Source organism: Lacticaseibacillus suihuaensis (assembly GCF_054785075.1).
Window position 1 is genome coordinate 42,100 of the sequence record NZ_BAAGBJ010000002.1, and the last position, 16,171, is coordinate 58,270.

A 16,171-nucleotide genomic window follows, 5' to 3' on the forward strand; every position below is an offset into this window, starting at 1 on the left:
GCCGATCCTGCACCAGCGTTTTTCGCCTCGGTTTCCTGACTGCCACGCAGGGAACCGGGGCTTTTTTGACGCCGGATTATGAGAAATCCGGCCAGTTATGTTTATTAAATTAGTAAATTATGAGAGAACCGGCGGCCGCGGTTTATAAATTGGAATGAGAATAAATACCTAACGTCCCAGAACACGAACGGTATACACGCATAAATATGCAATAACGAATAAACTAATTGAATTATGACTTTTTTGTGAATGTCGTTGCAAAAACTTAAAACTAAAAATATAATTCGTTCTAAGCAAAAACTAGCCGAATTCTAATTAAAGCCGAACGAGCTGGACGACGGGCGCTGCCATATCAAATTTTGTTCGGGGGTATTTCGATGAAGAAGACACACATTGCGACGCACCTTGCGATGACGGTGATGCTCTTGTCCTCGGTTGGGGCGAACACGCTGCCGCTGGCTCAGGTCATTGCCGCGACCAGCAGCAAGTCGAGCAAGATCGACTCGGCTTCCAAGGCCGCACTGCAAAAGGCCTTGAGTAAGGCATCCACCACCAAGACCAGCAAGAACAACGACAAGTTCAAGACGGCGATCAAGAAACAGCTGACCGCCACCGGCACCGACACCAGCAACCTGACCGCCAGCCAGATTGCCAACAAGGACGTCAAGATCATCGTCCAGCTGAAAAAGGACGCGGCGATTGAGGACACCGGCCGCGCAGACGGCGACGCGGCGACCACCGCGCAGATCAAGTCCGCGACCAACAAGGTCCTGGACGCCCAGCAGACCACGCAAGACAAGGTTGAGGCGATCACCGGCAACAAGGTCAGCCACGAGTACGGCTACCTGATCAACGGTTTTGCCATCAAGGCCTCGTTCAAGGACATCCAAAAGATCAAGGCCCTGCCGAAGGTCCAAAGCGTCTCGGTTCAAAGCCTGTACGAGAAGGAAGACGCCGCCGCCAACGAGACCGGCAACGTCACCTCCGCCTGGAACGCCGATTCCGAGCTGCCTAACGAAGGCGAAGGCACCGCCATTGCGATCATCGACACCGGGATCGATGCCAGCCACAAGGACCTCAAGCTCAGTGAGGAAGGCACGGCCAACGAGAAGTACACCAAGGCCGAGATGACCGACCTGATCACGTCGACCGGGACCAAGGGGACCTGGCTGTCCGACAAGGTGCCGTACTCCTTTGACTACGGCGATAACACCAACAAGATTTCTAAGGACAACGGCACCGGGGCCATGCACGGGATGCACGTTGCCGGGATCGCGGCGGCGGATGGCACCGCGGCCAGCGCAGACGAGGAAGAAGACATCGACTACGTGCGTGGCGTGGCGCCGCAAGCGCAGCTGCTCAACATGAAGATTTTCTCCAACTCCAACGGCGGCGGTGACTGGGACGAGGTCATCATCCAGGCCATCGAGGATTCCGTCAAGCTCGGCGCCGATGTCATCAACATGTCCATCGGCGGCAAGGACGGCAACACCGACACCTCCGAGCCAGAAGAGGCGGCGGTCACTGCCGCCACCCAGGCCGGCGTCGTGGTCGCCGTGGCGGCCGGCAACGCCGGCTCCTCCGACTCGAGCAACGCCTCGTCGGATTCGGCTTTGAACAACACCAACGATAACGGCCAGCAAAGTGATCCCGGCCTGACCCCATCGGCCATCACCGTCGCGTCTTCCGACAACACGGTCACGGTCAACCGCCAGGTCGCCGTGGCCGACGCCTCCGGCAAGCAGATTTTCTCCGCCGACTGGGCGCAGTTCTCCCTGAACAAGTCGCCGATCACCGAGTTCGCCGGCAAGTCCCTGTACTTCGCCAAGAACGGCGAGAACGGGCTGCCGGGCTACGGCGCCACGACCGACTTCGACAGCGGCGTGAAGGGTAAAATCGCCGTGGTCGCCCGGGGCAACAACCTGGACTTCACCGTCAAGCAAAAGAACGCCTTGATGGCCGGTGCGGCCGGTGTCATCATCATCGACAACCAGGCGGCCGACGACGGCACGGCCAGCGCCTTTTCCATCAGCGAGGGCATTCCGACCATCGCCTTGCACAACTCGGACGGCCTGGCCTTCCTGAAGGCCACCGGCTTCGACGGCGGCACGGACTCCGACTCGACTTACACCTTCTCGACCTCCCTGGCCAAAAAGACCCAGGCGACCGGCGGCGAGATGTCTTACTTCAGCTCCATCGGCGCCTCCTCGACGCTGGACTTCAAGCCCGACATCACCGCGCCGGGCGGTGGCATCTGGTCTTTGGCCAACAACAATTCCTACCAGTCCATGAGCGGGACTTCGATGGCGACGCCTTACATCGCCGGCGCCTCCGCCCTGGTGGTTGAGGCCCTGAAGCACGAAGGGCTGTTTGGGGTCGACGCCGCGGCCGCCGCGACGACCGACACCTCGGGCAAAACCATCAACGACCTGATCAACGACGCGATGAACAGCGGCGAAGCGGCCGAGACGACCGACGACCAGATTCCGGCCTACGTCAAGACGCTTTTGATGAACACCGCGACACCGAAGCTGGATTCCGATCACCCGAACGCCGATGGCAGTGCGGCCATCATCTCGCCGCGCCTCGCCGGGGCCGGTGAGGTCAACGTCGCCGGCGCGACCAAGTCCTTGGTCGTGGCCACCAGCGCCAACGCCGCTTCCATGCAGGGCTTCCTCGCGCTGCACGAGATTAACTCAAGCGAAAAGACCCTGGGTGTCACCCTGACCAACAACGGCAAGGCGGATGCGACCTACACCTTCGACGATTACGGTGGGGTTTACACCAACGGCAACAACGACACCGATTCCGCGCAGATGTACGACAAGCAGCTGTTCGGCGCAAGCCTTTCCATCACCTCCGTCAACGGCGGTGACCTGAGCACCAAGGGCTCAACTCAGACGATCACCGTGCCGGCCGGTTCCGCCGCCACCGTCAACATTAAGATGACGCTGCCGCTGACGGCGACGCAGTCCTTTGTTGAAGGCTACCTGGGCTTTGACGCGGTCGGGGATACCGACGGCGTGACGAACCTGTCCGTGCCTTACATGGGCTACTACGGCTCGTGGAACAACGACTCCAACATGTTCGCCGACACCGCGACGGATAACTCGAACCTCTTCCAGCAGAGCTACATCGGCTACTACGCCAACGGCGACACGACCGACGAGGATCAGTTCACCGCGTTTGGCCTGGACAACGACGGCAACATCGTGCCGGACAACGTCGCGCTGTCGCCGGATGCCGAGATCAACACGGCGACCGTTCACGCAACGCTGTACCGCAACGCCAAGGATGTTCGCGGCCAGGTCTACACCAGCGATCCGACCAAGGACGCCAACGCCAAGCTTTTGCGGACCGTTTTCTACCAGGAATCGGCCTTCAAGTCCTTCGCGATGGAGAGCACCGGCGGCCAGTTCGCCCAGCTCGGCGCCGCGGCCACGTACGACCAGTCCAGCCTGAACGGCAACACCTGGGACGGCTCGGCGACGATTAACGGCGAAACCGAAACCGTCAAGGACGGCCAGTACTACTACGTCATCTCCGCCTCCAACTGGGGCTCCGGCAACACCGATCCGGACGCCGAGCTGACGGCCGACGCCGGCGACACCGAAGACACGCCTGTCACCACCAGCGACGTGTCGACGGCCGACAACGCCTTGAAGGGCAAGCACGTCACCGTGCTGCCGATCAAGGTCGACACGACCAAGCCAACCGCGACCATCGAAAAGGACGGCCTGGTTCAAAACGAAGACGGCTCCTACACCGTCAAGGCCAGCCTGAAGGACAACCTGTCCGGCCTGGCGGCGACCGGCAAGCTGGCCGTCGCGGTCAACGGCGTGATCAACACCGTCGACTACACCCTGGACGATCCGACCAACGACCTTGAGCAAGACGTCACCATCGACTTGACCGCGGCCCAGGCGGCGGCGATCAACACCGACACCAAGAACGACATCCAGTTGGGCGTCTACGACAACGCCGACAACTACGGCGAGCAGGACAACTACCTGACCGTCACCAAGGCCGGGGCTGCCGCCGATGACACCGCGGCCAAGGACACCGGGCTTTCCCTGTACGACCTGTACAACGGTGAAGTGATCAGCGGCGCCGACAAGGATTACAGCGCCAACAACCTGGCCTTGCGCGGTGAGTACACCGGCAAGTCCCTGTACCTGAACGGCAAGGCGATCAAGCTGGCGGATGACGGCAGCTTCGCCCAGACCGTCGCGGTACCGACGGACGGCAAGTGGGTCTTCACGACCGACGCCGCCGGGACGGACATCATCCGCACCGTCGAGACCACCAACAAGACCACCCCTGAGTCCGTTTTGACCCTCGACAACGACGAGATCGAAACCAGCGACAACAAGGTGGAGGTCACCGGGAAGATTTCCAACCCGGAGAACGTGGCCAAAATCACCTACATGGTCGGCATGGGTACGGACCTGTCCTTCGACTCCGTCCTGAGCGGCCTGAGCTCGGCTCTGACCGGCGCGGCGACGAAGACCGACATCACCACCGACATGGCGGCCGATGGCACCTTCGACGCCAGCCTGCCGACCAGCTACGGCACGTTCAGCCTGAACATCACGGTCACCGACAAGGACGGCAACTCCAGCATGGTCACCGCCCAAGTGGCCTCGTACGGCGACACCGATTTTGCCACCGACCCACAGAAGCTGATCACCCCGACGGACGGCGCCAAGTTCGACACGCCAAACGTCGTCACCTCCGCCAACTTCGGCGGCCTGGCCGTGCTGTTGATGCTGGCCTCGGGCGCCAACTACGCCTCGCAGGCTGACGACGGCACCGGCACCATCAAGATTGCCGGCCGCCTGAACGCACCGGTCGACCACTTCTACCTCAACGACGTCGACATCATCGCCGACGCCAAGGCCAAGGGCGACACCACCGAGTACAACCCGGAGACCCGGGCGTTCTCCGTGACGATCGATAAGATCGACCTGACCAAGAACCAGGAGCTGAAGATTCCGGCCATCGCCACCAACGACGTGACCGACGGCTCCGGCGATTACGCCGGCGACACTAGCCAAAAGATCATCACCAGCGGCTCCTACGACTTTTTGATCGACGCCACGGCGCCGAACATCAAGCTGGACAAGGACAAGGGCGACGTTTACACCAACCAGTCGACCTACAAGCTGACCGGGACCTACGACATGTCCTCGAGCTACGTTTTGAAGATCAACAACGACGTGATCGACGGCAAGCCGATGTCCTCCGCAATCCTGAACACTGGCGCGACCGATACCACCGAGCAAAAGACCTTCACCTACGACTACCCGCTGACCACCGGCGCCAACTCGGTGAACGTCACCCTGTACGACCAGCTGAACAACAGCAGCACCACGACGTACAAGGTTTACTACTACAGCGCTAAGCTGAACCAGCCGACCGTCACCCAGGACACCACGGCTTTGACCGATGGCAGTGTCAAAATCACCGCCACGGCCGGCGCCGCCCTGGACGACGCGCCGACCAACGAGAAGCGCAGCGTTCAGTACAGCACGGATGGCGGCAAGACCTGGACCACGCTCAACGGCAGCCTGACCACCACCCAAAACACCAAGCTGCAGTTCCGCACCACCGACCAGTACGGCAACACCTCAGACGCAGTTGCTGGGGATGTTACCAACATCGCCACGGACGTTGCCGCAGAGGCCACCGCAGACGTGACCTACAACGCAGACGGCACCGAAGCGACCCTGACCGCCGGCTACGACAAGGACCTGACCGCAACCGAAAAGGCGGCCACCCACCTGGAGTACAGCACGGACGGTGGCAAGACCTGGCAGGCTTACACCAAGCCGGTCACCATCGACCAGTCCGAGGACGTCTTGGTTCGCACCACCGACGACTTCGGCCACACCGGCACCCCGACCAAGGCTGTGATCCAGCTGAAGGCCGCAGGCGACGGTGATACCACCGGCGACACGACCGGGACGGACGACGGCGATACGACCGGTGATACGACCGGGACGGACGACGGCGATACGACCGGCGACACGACCGGGACGGGCGACGGCGATACGACCGGCGACACGACCGGGACAGGCGACGGCGATACGACCGGGACGGACGACGGCGATACGACCGGCGACACGACCGGGACGGACGACGGCGACACAACCGGTGATACGACCGGGACGGACGACGGCAGCACGACCGGCGCAACGACCGGAACCGACGACGGCAGCACGACCGGCGACACGACCGGGACGGACGACGGTAGCACGACCGGCGCCACGACCGGAACCGACGCAGGCACCCCGAACGGTGACGCAATCGGCACCACGACCGGCAGCACCGGCACCACGACCGGTTCGGCCGCAACCACGATTGCCGATGGCACCGGGGTTGCTAAGACCGGCACCACGACTGGTTCCACGACCGGCGCCGCGGCGCCAACCGCAACCGGCTCGACCAGCAAGGGTTCCGACCTCCCGCAGACCGGCGAGAAGGTCGCCTGGAACGTGGCCCTCATGGGTGTCGTTGTGGCGGCAGCCGCTGCGGCAGCCGCTGCGGTTGCAGGGCTGTTCGGCTACAAGCGCAAGCAGGACTAACCCCCAACGCTAATCAACGCAAAGAAGACCTGGTTCACCCAGCAACGGTGAATCAGGTCTTCTTTTTTGCGGCCGTCGCCCGGCGGGTCGCCGGGTGACAAGGATTACCCGGGTAATTTTGACGTCAATCGCGTGGGTTTCACGTGAAACACCGCACATGGCCTAAAGCAGGTTGAACAGCCACGCCCCCAGGGTGCCGCCGACCACCGGCCCCAGCACCGGGATCCACGCGTAGCCCCAATCGGCGCCACCCTTGCCGGCAATCGGCAGGACCGCATGGGCGAGGCGAGGGCCGAGGTCACGCGCCGGGTTGATCGCGTAGCCGGTGGTGCCGCCCAGCGAAAAGCCGATCGCCGTGATCAGCGCCCCGACGCCCAGCGGCGCCAGGCCGGCGGTCCACCGGCCCTTGGTGAAGGCCAAAAGCATGAAGACCAGCACCAGCGTCCCCAGCGCCTCGGAGAAGAAGTTGGCCAGCGGGTTGCGAATCGCAGGCGCGGTCGTGAAGGTGCCGAGGATCGCGGCCTGATCGTGGGTCTCTTGCCAGTGCGGCCAGTACTGAAGCCACACCAGAACAGCGCCGACGAAGGCCCCGAGCATCTGGGCCGCGATGAACGGCACCACGCCGGCCCAAGGAAAGTGGCCGCTGGCGGCGAACGCCAGGGTGACGGCCGGGTTCAGGTGAGCGGGACCGAGAAAGGCCGCCGCATACACCCCCAGCGTCACCGCCAGGCCCCAGCCCAGCGCGATCGCCAGCCAGCCAGCGCCTTGGGCCTTGGACTTGGTCAAGGAGACCCCGGCCACGACGCCGTCGCCGAGCAGCACCAAAACCAACGTGCCGATGAATTCGCCCAACGCCTGGGTCATGATTGTCGTCGTCATGCCAAGGCCTCCTTTTTCAGGGCGGTCAGCTGGCTTTCGGCAATGGTCTGGTCCAGCTGAGCGGCCATCGCGGCTGCGGTCGCTTCGTTCCAGTCCAGAAGCCGCGCCATTTCGGCCAGCACGGGCCGCTTCAGCGCGGCCAGGGTCTCCGCGTGAAACAGAATCGCGTTGGTGCGGCGCAGCAGGTAGTCGACCGGCGTCAAGGCCATTTCCTCGTTCACCGCGTAGCGCAGCGAAAGGGTCTCCTTCAAAGACAGCCCGGCGGCCGCGCCGCCTTCGCCGTAGGTCACCACGCGGCCGGTGTTGCTGCCGAAGCGGTTGGCCAGGTCGGCGGCCGCCGCCTCGGGGATGCCGGCGTCTTGGGCGATGCGGGTGTAGAACTTCAGCGTCTCCTCGACGTTGGTCGGGTCAAAATGGCCCCCGGACACCTGCAGCTTTTTGCTGTCGACGTCCTTGGTCGCCTGCTGGAAGCGATCTTGCAGCACCCGGCGGATCAGCGCCAGGGCCCCGGCCGCCATTTTCCGGTAGTCCGTGATTTTGCCGCCGGCCAGCGTGATCAGGCCGTCTGACTCAAGCGTCAGCGCCGAGCCGCGGGAGACCTGAGACGGGCTCAGGTGTTCCTCGGCATGGGCCGTCTTGAGGCCGCTGATTGCTCGCTCGACCGCGGCCTTGGTCACTTGCTGGTTCTCGTACTGGTTGACCGTGTCGATCAGCTGCTGGAAGCTTTCGTCCGAGACCTTGCCGGCGTTGGCGCCGCCGCCGTTGTAATCGGAGCTACCGTTGGCGGCGATCAGCGGCCGCAGCCCGACCCAGCTGGCCTCGATGTCGGCCAGCGTGATCGCGGCCTCAGGGTAGCGGTGGTTGATTGCGGCCAGCAGGTAGGTCGTGTCGGCCGCGGTGACCGTCGGGTGCTGGTAGTCGCCGGTGAAATCCGTGTCGGTGGTGCCAAAGTACGTTTTGCCCTCGCGCGGCACGACGAAAATCATCCGGCCGTCATGGGCCCCGGAGTCGAAGTAGGTCGGCTGCGGCACCGAGAGCTTCGCCGCGTCGATCACCAGGTGAACGCCCTTGGTCGGCCGCAGCTGCGGGTCGTGGCGCAGCTTGGCGTCGACCGCTCGCAGCTTGTCGACCCAGGGACCGGTGGTGTTGATCACGACCTTGGCGCGAATCTCGAAGGTCGCCCCGGTCAACCCGTCCTGGGCCACGACGCCGATCGCGCGGCCGGTCGGGTCGTGCAACACGCCGGTGGCCTTGACGCGGCTGGCGACCAAGGCGCCCAGCTCGGCGGCCTCCTTGATGTTTTCGATCACCAGCCGGGCATCGTTGTTCACAAAGTCGAGGTAGACGCCGCCGCCGAGCAGGTTGTCGGCTCGCAGCCCGGGTTCGCGCTGCAGGACCTCTTTTTTATCAATCGTGTAATTGGCGTATTGGGTGCCGTCGACGCCGGCCAGCCGGTCGTACAGATCCATCGCGATTTTGACCGAAAACATGTCGTAGGTCGCCTCGGGTTCGGCGTAAATCGGCATCAGCATCGGGAAGGGCCGCGGAATGTGCGGGGCGATGCCTTGCACGACGGCGCGTTCCTTGACGGTGTCACTCACCACGCCGACGTCGAAGGTCTTCAGGTAGCGAATGCCGCCATGCACCAGCTTGGTCGAGCGCGAGGACGTACCCTCGGCGAAGTCCTGCATCTCGATCAAACCGGTGGTGATGCCGCTGGCGGCGGCCTGAATCGCCACTCCGGCGCCGGTGATGCCGCCGCCGATAATCAACAGATCCAAGGGCGTCGCCTCAAGCTGGGCGAGGGAATGCTTGCGCGTTGTTGCTGAAAATGCCATGGTTTCTCCTCCTATGTGAATGATGACGGCCGGCTCAGTCCGCCGCCGGCTTGAATGCGATGGTGGCCGCGATGGCGCGTTGCCAGCCGGCGTAAAGCTGCGTTCGCCGCGCCGCCGGCATGATCGGCTCAAACCGCTTGCCGACGCCGGTCAGGCGCGTCAGCTCGTCAGTGTCCTGCCAGAACCCGACGGCCAGGCCGGCCAGGAAGGCGGCCCCCATCGCGGTGGTTTCCAGGTTGGCCGCCCGTTCGACCGGGGTGCCGAGAATGTCGGCCTGAAACTGCATCAGAAAATCGTTTCGCGCCGCCCCACCGTCGACGCGCAGGGCCGGGATCCGAATGTGCGTGTCCTGATACATGGTCTCGACCACGTCGCGGCTTTGGTAGGCCAAAGCCTGCAGGGTGGCCTTGATGAAGTCGTTGCGCGTGGTGCCGCGGGTGAGGCTAAACACCGCGCCACGGGCGTCCGATTCCCAGTACGGGGCCCCAAGCCCGGTGAAGGCCGGCACGACGTAGACCTCGTCAAGGCTGGTTGAGGCCTTGGCCGCCTGCTCTGAATCCGGCGCCGATTGCACCAGCTCCATCGCGTCGCGCAGCCACTGAATCGCGCTGCCGGCGACGAACACCGAGCCTTCCAGGGCGTAGGTCACCTTGCCGTTGATGCCGTAGCCGATGGTGGTCAGCAGGTTGTGCGTCGACATCGTCGGGGTTTCGCCGGTGTTCATCACGATGAAGGAGCCGGTGCCGTAAGTGTTTTTGACCATGCCGGGTTCAAGGGCCAGCTGGCCGAACAACGCGCTTTGCTGATCGCCGGCCATGCCGGCGATGGGGACGCTGCTGCCGTAAAAATGGTACGCCGCGGTCGCCCCGTAGACCTCCGAGTTGCCACGCACCGCCGGCAGCATCGCCTTGGGAATGTTCAACAGCGCCAGGATCTCGTCGTCCCATTGCAGGGTGTGGATGTTGAACAGCATCGTGCGGCTCGCGTTGGTGTAATCCGTCACGTGGATCGCGCCGCCGGACAGCTTCCAGGAGAGCCAGGTGTCGATGGTGCCGAACAGCAGCTCACCTTTTTCGGCGCGTTCCTGGGCCCCGGGGACCTGATCCAGGATCCAGCGGATTTTGGTCGCCGAGAAGTAGGCGTCGATCAACAGCCCGGTGTGAGCGTGGATCAGCTCGCCGTGGCCGGCCGCCTTCAGCGCGTCTGCGATGTGGCTGGTCTGGCGCGACTGCCAGACCACGGCGTTGTAGATTGGCAAGCCGGTCTGCTTGTCCCACACGACCGTGGTTTCGCGCTGGTTCGTGATGCCGACGCCGGCGATCTGCCGCGGCTGAATCCCGCTGTTGATGAAGGCCGTCGCAATCGTCGACAGCACCGCGTTCCAGATCTCGTTGGCGTTGTGCTCCACCCACCCGGGCTGCGGAAAATACTGCGGAAACTCGCGCTGCGCGTCTGCGACGATGCTGCCGGCGTGATCGATGATCAAGGCCCGGGTGCTGGTGGTTCCCTCATCAATGGCGAGGACGTATTGTTGGTCTGCCATCTGTATTCCTCCTCGAGAATTTCTTTTGTACGAGCCCATGATAGCGGTTTCAATTCGCCAAGTAAATCGATTGTGTGCAATTCTAATAATTGAATTGGAAGCGTTTGAATTTTGCACAGTTAAAAACGGTCGAAGGCGGTGCGGCATCCGGGTTGGGGGCCGGTGGCCGGCGATGATACCGTGATGAGAATGATGAGAAGGGCGGCGAGCCGACGAGCCGAGGGCTTTTGGCCGGTGGTGGTTACGCGGGTCGCAGCGTGGCGGCGTCGGCGGCCGAGTGAGCGGAGGACCGTGGCGCCGGTGCCGGGCCGGGTGCTGCCGGGGTAGTTGGCGCCGGGCAGTCCGGCTTGTCCCAATTCGACCAGATTCGCGGCGCCGGCAAAAAAGCCGACCGCTGTGGCGGTCGGCCCGGAAGCCCGGAAACCCGGAAACCCGGAAACCCGGAAACCCGGAAACCCGGAAACCCGGAAGCCCGGAAGCCCGGAAGCCCGGAAGCCCGGAAGCCCGGAAGCCCGGAAAGCCACAAAACCAGAAAATCTGAAGCCCCGGAAACCGGCGGCACGGCTGGCGGCGCCAGCCGGCTTCCCTTATAATGATGGGGATGCGGCGCGGCGGCGCCGAAAAGAAACGAGGAGTCGGAATATGAAAATTTTGATAGTCGGCGCCGGTCTTTACGGTGCCGTCAGCGCCAGGGAGCTGGCGGCGGCCGGCCACCAGGTGACGGTGATCGACAAGCGCGACCACATCGCCGGCAATGTCTACACCGAAGACGTCGCGGGCATCCAGGTGCATCGCTTCGGCGCCCACATTTTTCACACGGCCGATGCGGCAGTGTGGCAGTACGTGCAGCGGTTCGCAGACTTCAACCGCTTCACCAACGAGGTGATCGCCAATTACAAGGGCGAGCTGTACAACCTGCCGTTCAACATGAACACCTTCAACCGCATGTGGGGCGTGACCACGCCGGCGGAGGCCCAGGCGAAAATCGCGGCCCAACGCGCCGTGCTGGCCGGCAAAACGCCGACCAACCTGGAGGAGCAGGCGATTTCTCTGGTCGGCACCGACATCTACGAGAAGCTTGTGCGAGATTACACGGCCAAGCAGTGGGGTCAGGCGCCGCGCGACCTGCCGGCGTTCATCATCCGCCGGCTGCCGGTGCGGTTCACCTTCGATAACAACTACTTCAACGACCCGTACCAAGGCATTCCCATCGGCGGCTACACCGCGCTGGTGGCCAAAATCCTGGCGCTACCAAACATTGAGGTACGGCTAAACTGCGACTTTTTCGCGCAACGCACCGCCTACCTGAGCGATTTTGACCGCGTGATTTTCACCGGCGCCATCGATCAGTTCTGCGACTACCGCTTCGGCGCCTTGGCTTACCGCTCGTTGCGCTTTGAAACCCAGACGCTGGCCGTGGACAACTTCCAGGGCAACGCGGTGATCAATTACACCGATGCCGCCACGCCCTTCACGCGCATCATCGAGCACAAATTCTTCGACCCCGCCAACAGTCGCCCGGGCCACACCGTGATCACCCACGAGTACCCACAGGACTGGACGCCGGGGGCGGAACCGTACTACCCGGTCAATAACCCGACCACCGCGGCGCTTCTGGCGCGGTACCAGGACTTCGCGGCCGCGACCTACCCGACGGTTCGCTTCGGCGGTCGCCTGGGGGCGTATCGCTACTACAACATGGATCAAGTCATTCGCGCGGCGCTGGACGCCGTGCCGCAGGTGACCGAATAGGATTTTCGGGTTGCGGCTTGCGGGCCACAACCCGTTTTTGTTATACGGAAAATTAATTTAAGGCTGGCCACAGATTTGTGACGGTTGATTAATGGTGATGGGGCAGGGGGACGGGTGCCGGTGCCATTGCGACCGCACCGGTTAGGTAAACGCCGGTGCGGTCGCGCCGTCACTGGTGACCCAGCGGCCTTTTGCCGGCATTTTGCTGCCACTGAGCGAACAGGTGGTGGCGGTAGGCGGCGTCCTTCAGCTGCGTGTGGTCGATGCGCAGCTGCGGCAGCATCGCGCCGTCTTCGATGGTGTCTTGAGCGGTGACGTGATCCAGGAACCAGGCGGGGAAGGTCAACGCCAGCCACTTTTGGGTGAAGGCCGCCCAGGTGGCGTCCAACCGCTCGGCAAGCTGCGCATCGAGCCTCGGCACAAGCCCTGCCAGCTGCTTGCGGTAGCCGGCAAAGGTCAGCCGGCCTGCCGCCAGCCGGTCGGTTAGGCGCGTGAGGTTCGGTTGCGGTGTGGTGAGGAACCGCGCAAGCAGCCGACGCAGGTGGTGAATGGCCTGCGCGTGGGCGCGTTCAAGCGCCTGCCGCTTGGCGGGGGTGATCAGTCGGACCTGCCGCAGGGTGCCGCTCAAGGCGCCTTGGTAGCCCGGTGTCAGCTGCAGCAAGGCCAGCGCCGCGTCGTAAACCAAAAACGTGGGTAGGTGTGGATCAAAGTACACGCCGTTGTCGGGATCTTCGGCGCTCTTGCGTCGCGAGCGGCCGCGCGTCGGCGGTGCCACCGTGGGTTCAGGGACGCCGAACTCGCTCACACGAACTGCCAAGACGTCGACGGGGGTGAGGCGGCCGTTGGGCGCGGCCACGCACACGGTTTGGGCCTGCTGCAGGGCGATGGTCAGCTTGGCCGGGGCGGGAGCGGGGGCCGGGGTGAAGGAGGTTGACTTGTGCGTAATCGTCGGTGACGCGACCGTGGTTGTAGATTTCGCGGCTGCTTCCAGTTTGGGCAGGTCCGTCTCGGTAAGTGAGTTGAAAGTAGTAGAATCGACCGGAATGCTGGCCGAATTGGTTTGAAACAACGGTGTTTGAGAGGTGATTCGGTTCAGCAATGTTTTTTGGTAATCAGATTCTTGAAGCCGATTTTTGTCTAGAGGAATGGCTTTTTGACGACCGGCTGGTGCTTGGGTGGTCAGGTTTTGAGTTTGAATATTGCGAGCATCAATGATGAAGGGATGCTCGGGTGCTGTGCGTGTGAGGCTCTGATAGATTGCACGCATGGCGCTTATTTGCTGTTGCTGATTGTGCTGGAGTAGGGCCCGATGTTGCGCCGGCAGGGACTGTGCCAATCGTGTGAGCTGTTCTTGGAACGGCTCGAAGCTCAGTTTGTTATTTTTATAACGTGAAAGCGTTGCAACCAACTGACGCCGTTTTTGAGAGCGCGGCAGTTGGTTGAGCCACACCTGCGTTTGATTGATGATGAACTTTTGTGTTTGCCGATATTCAGTGATCAACCGGGTGTGAATTTTGTGGCCGGGATACTCGAACCTTGGCACGATGCTGCCGGTAACTTGAAATGTGTCGCCGACTTGCCAGATAAATGCGCCGAAGCGAGAGACCTCAGGATGAAATTCGAGATAGGCAAGTTCCGGTGGAAAGGAAAAAACGGTACCGTCGTTCAATGTCGCCGCATTGATGGCGACAACGAGAAGGTTTTGCTGTGTCACCCTGAGCGATTGATCCAAGAGTTTGCCAGTGAAGCCGCCCACGATTTGGACGGTGAGGTGGAGCCGGTGGCGGTTTGAGTACACTTCATCACCCACTTTCCCTATTTCTTGCCAGTATAAGCGGAATTGGTTGAAAAGTAACGAAATCTGCCTGAACTTGAAATTTGTCATTTTTCGGCATGACAGGCATGGTCTTATCGCGATTGAAAACGGGATGAAATCAAGGATTGCCGCGGGGAATTGCAAGCCTATGATGCAAAATGATTTTGGACGAGTCAAACTAGTTGACGTGAAATTGGTCTGGTGTTAAGATGACTGCGATGATTATCAAGTGCGGGGATGGCGCTGTGGCCGCAGCGCCTGCACCTCTACTGCATAGGGGAACGATCCGGAGCGCAAGCGCCTCTAGTACCCAACCCATGCCAAGTCGCAGTGTATTGCCACACGACTTTAAACTCGAGAGCTTTAGTGCAACCCCTTCAACTTAGGAGGGGATACCAGGGCACCGGACCACCATCCACTGGTCGCACCACATCGGGACCTACTCGCAATGCGAGGCAGCTGCGGCTCCGATCAGACCGGTGGTTGTACCACCCACACCACGAAGCTGGTAAGATGAGGTTAGAACCTAACAGAATTAGGCCAAGGCCACCGCGTAGTGTAAGCGCGGTGGCTTCGGCGCGTCCATCGAACTCAGCGATTGCGCAGAGACCAAAAACAGGCCCGTGCCGCCCATTTTTTCGGGTGGCACGGGCCTGTTTGCGTTGTGGTGAGGTTAGCCGAGGTAGGCGAAGACCTCTTTTTCGTCGTAAATGTGCAGCAGCTTCTCGTAAACCAGGCGCGAGGCCAAGCCGGCCGCGATTGGAATCACGAACCAGACCAGCAGCGCAATCAGCACGTTCAGCCCGGCGTTAATCGAGGCCAGCGGCCCAACCAGGCCGACCAGCCCGAAACCGGCGCTGGCCGGGGTGCCGAGGACGTTGAAGAGCGCCACCGGGATGCCGGAGATAATCGCGGTGGTCAGAATCGGCAGCAGAATGATCGGGTGGCGGAACAGGTTGGGAATCATCAGCTTCATCGCGCCCAGGCCGACGGCGATCGTGACCCCGGATTTGTTAGTCCGCCAGGAGTGAATGACCAAAACCACGGTGGTCACGGCAACGCCCATCGCAGCCGCACCGGCAGACAGGCCGTTGAGCTGAATGGCCATGCCGATCGCAACGGTGGAAATCGGGGTGATGATCAGCATCGCGAACATGCAGGTGATCAGGATACACATCAACACCGGCTGCAGGGTCGTGAAGGAGTTGATCAGGTTCCCGATCCAGGTCGTGATTTTGGCGACGTAAGGCAGAATCAAAAAGCCGATCCAGCCGGCACCGGCGCCGACCACGATTGGGGACAGCACGATTTTGACCGAGCCGAACTTGTTGCCAATCAAAAGCGTCAGCCCGACGGCCAGTGCAGCGGTGATCATGGTGTTGATCAAGTCACCGGTGCCGGCCGAGACGTAGATGCCGGCCGCCTTGGTGGCCGGGTTGATCGCCGCACCGTTGAACTGCGTGACGCCGGCGCCGACGTAGGCCGCCCCGGCGACAATCGCCATGTCCAAGGGGCCGAGGCCGAACTGCAAGGCGATTAACGCGCCAATCAGAAGTGGGGTCGCACACTGGAACACGACGACCACGTGGGTGAGGGACAGCGCAATCGCGTTTTGGCCGAACAGCTTGAGAATTGCGGCCAAAACGGCGTTGGGGATGAGCCCCACGATGATCCCGGTGGCGGTACCGGCCAGGACCTTGTTGAAGAATTCCTTCGGGGTGAGTGTTGCTTTTTTCACATCAGCCATGGTTTGCCT

General features: G+C 62.1%; 7 protein-coding genes. 2 read left to right on the forward strand and 5 right to left on the reverse strand.

Annotation, left to right across the window (positions count from 1 at the left end):
- Nucleotides 1-377 precede the first annotated feature (377 nt).
- Nucleotides 378-6,587 carry a S8 family serine peptidase gene (locus ACYVRZ_RS02765; protein WP_461224600.1) on the forward strand — a complete coding sequence of 2,070 codons (6,210 nt, stop codon included), beginning with the start codon at nt 378-380 and terminating at the stop codon, nt 6,585-6,587.
- Nucleotides 6,588-6,749: 162 nt separating this feature from the next.
- On the opposite strand, the gene ACYVRZ_RS02770 is transcribed toward ACYVRZ_RS02765, so the two are convergent.
- The 3 genes from ACYVRZ_RS02770 to glpK are packed head-to-tail and all read right to left on the reverse strand — an operon-like array spanning nt 6,750 to nt 10,847.
- Nucleotides 6,750-7,454, reverse strand: a complete 705-nt coding sequence (locus ACYVRZ_RS02770; RefSeq protein ID WP_461224902.1) for an MIP/aquaporin family protein — start codon at nt 7,452-7,454, stop codon at nt 6,750-6,752.
- Between the two features lie 8 nt (nt 7,455-7,462).
- Nucleotides 7,463-9,304 (reverse strand): type 1 glycerol-3-phosphate oxidase, encoded by a 1,842-nt coding sequence (glpO, locus tag ACYVRZ_RS02775; protein WP_461224602.1) that lies wholly within the window; start codon nt 9,302-9,304, stop codon nt 7,463-7,465.
- A 34-nt stretch (nt 9,305-9,338) separates the two neighbouring features.
- On the reverse strand, nt 9,339-10,847 hold the full coding sequence (glpK, locus tag ACYVRZ_RS02780) for a glycerol kinase GlpK (RefSeq protein WP_461224604.1): 1,509 nt from the start codon (nt 10,845-10,847) through the stop codon (nt 9,339-9,341).
- A 642-nt stretch (nt 10,848-11,489) separates the two neighbouring features.
- Between glpK and glf the strand changes: the two genes are divergently transcribed.
- On the forward strand, nt 11,490-12,599 hold the full coding sequence (glf, locus tag ACYVRZ_RS02785) for a UDP-galactopyranose mutase (RefSeq protein ID WP_461224606.1): 1,110 nt from the start codon (nt 11,490-11,492) through the stop codon (nt 12,597-12,599).
- Between the two features lie 169 nt (nt 12,600-12,768).
- Here glf and ACYVRZ_RS02790 read toward each other — a convergent pair whose 3' ends face one another.
- Together ACYVRZ_RS02790 and ACYVRZ_RS02795 are read right to left on the reverse strand one after the other, a co-directional pair.
- A complete protein-coding gene (locus ACYVRZ_RS02790; protein WP_461224608.1) occupies nt 12,769-14,409 on the reverse strand; it encodes a hypothetical protein in 1,641 nt (546 codons plus the stop codon).
- Nucleotides 14,410-15,088: 679 nt separating this feature from the next.
- Nucleotides 15,089-16,162, reverse strand: coding sequence for a PTS sugar transporter subunit IIC (locus ACYVRZ_RS02795; protein ID WP_461224610.1), 1,074 nt, complete (start codon nt 16,160-16,162; stop codon nt 15,089-15,091).
- Between the last annotated feature and the right edge of the window lie 9 nt (nt 16,163-16,171).

Excerpts from the sequence above, each read along its gene's own strand:
- ACYVRZ_RS02765 (WP_461224600.1), top strand. The coding sequence starts at position 378 with ATGAAGAAGACACACATTGCGACGCACCTTGCGATGACGGTGATGCTC.
- glf (WP_461224606.1), top strand. The coding sequence starts at position 11,490 with ATGAAAATTTTGATAGTCGGCGCCGGTCTTTACGGTGCCGTCAGCGCC.
- glpO (WP_461224602.1), bottom strand. The coding sequence starts at position 9,304 with ATGGCATTTTCAGCAACAACGCGCAAGCATTCCCTCGCCCAGCTTGAG.
- ACYVRZ_RS02795 (WP_461224610.1), bottom strand. The coding sequence starts at position 16,162 with ATGGCTGATGTGAAAAAAGCAACACTCACCCCGAAGGAATTCTTCAAC.
- glpK (WP_461224604.1), bottom strand. The coding sequence starts at position 10,847 with ATGGCAGACCAACAATACGTCCTCGCCATTGATGAGGGAACCACCAGC.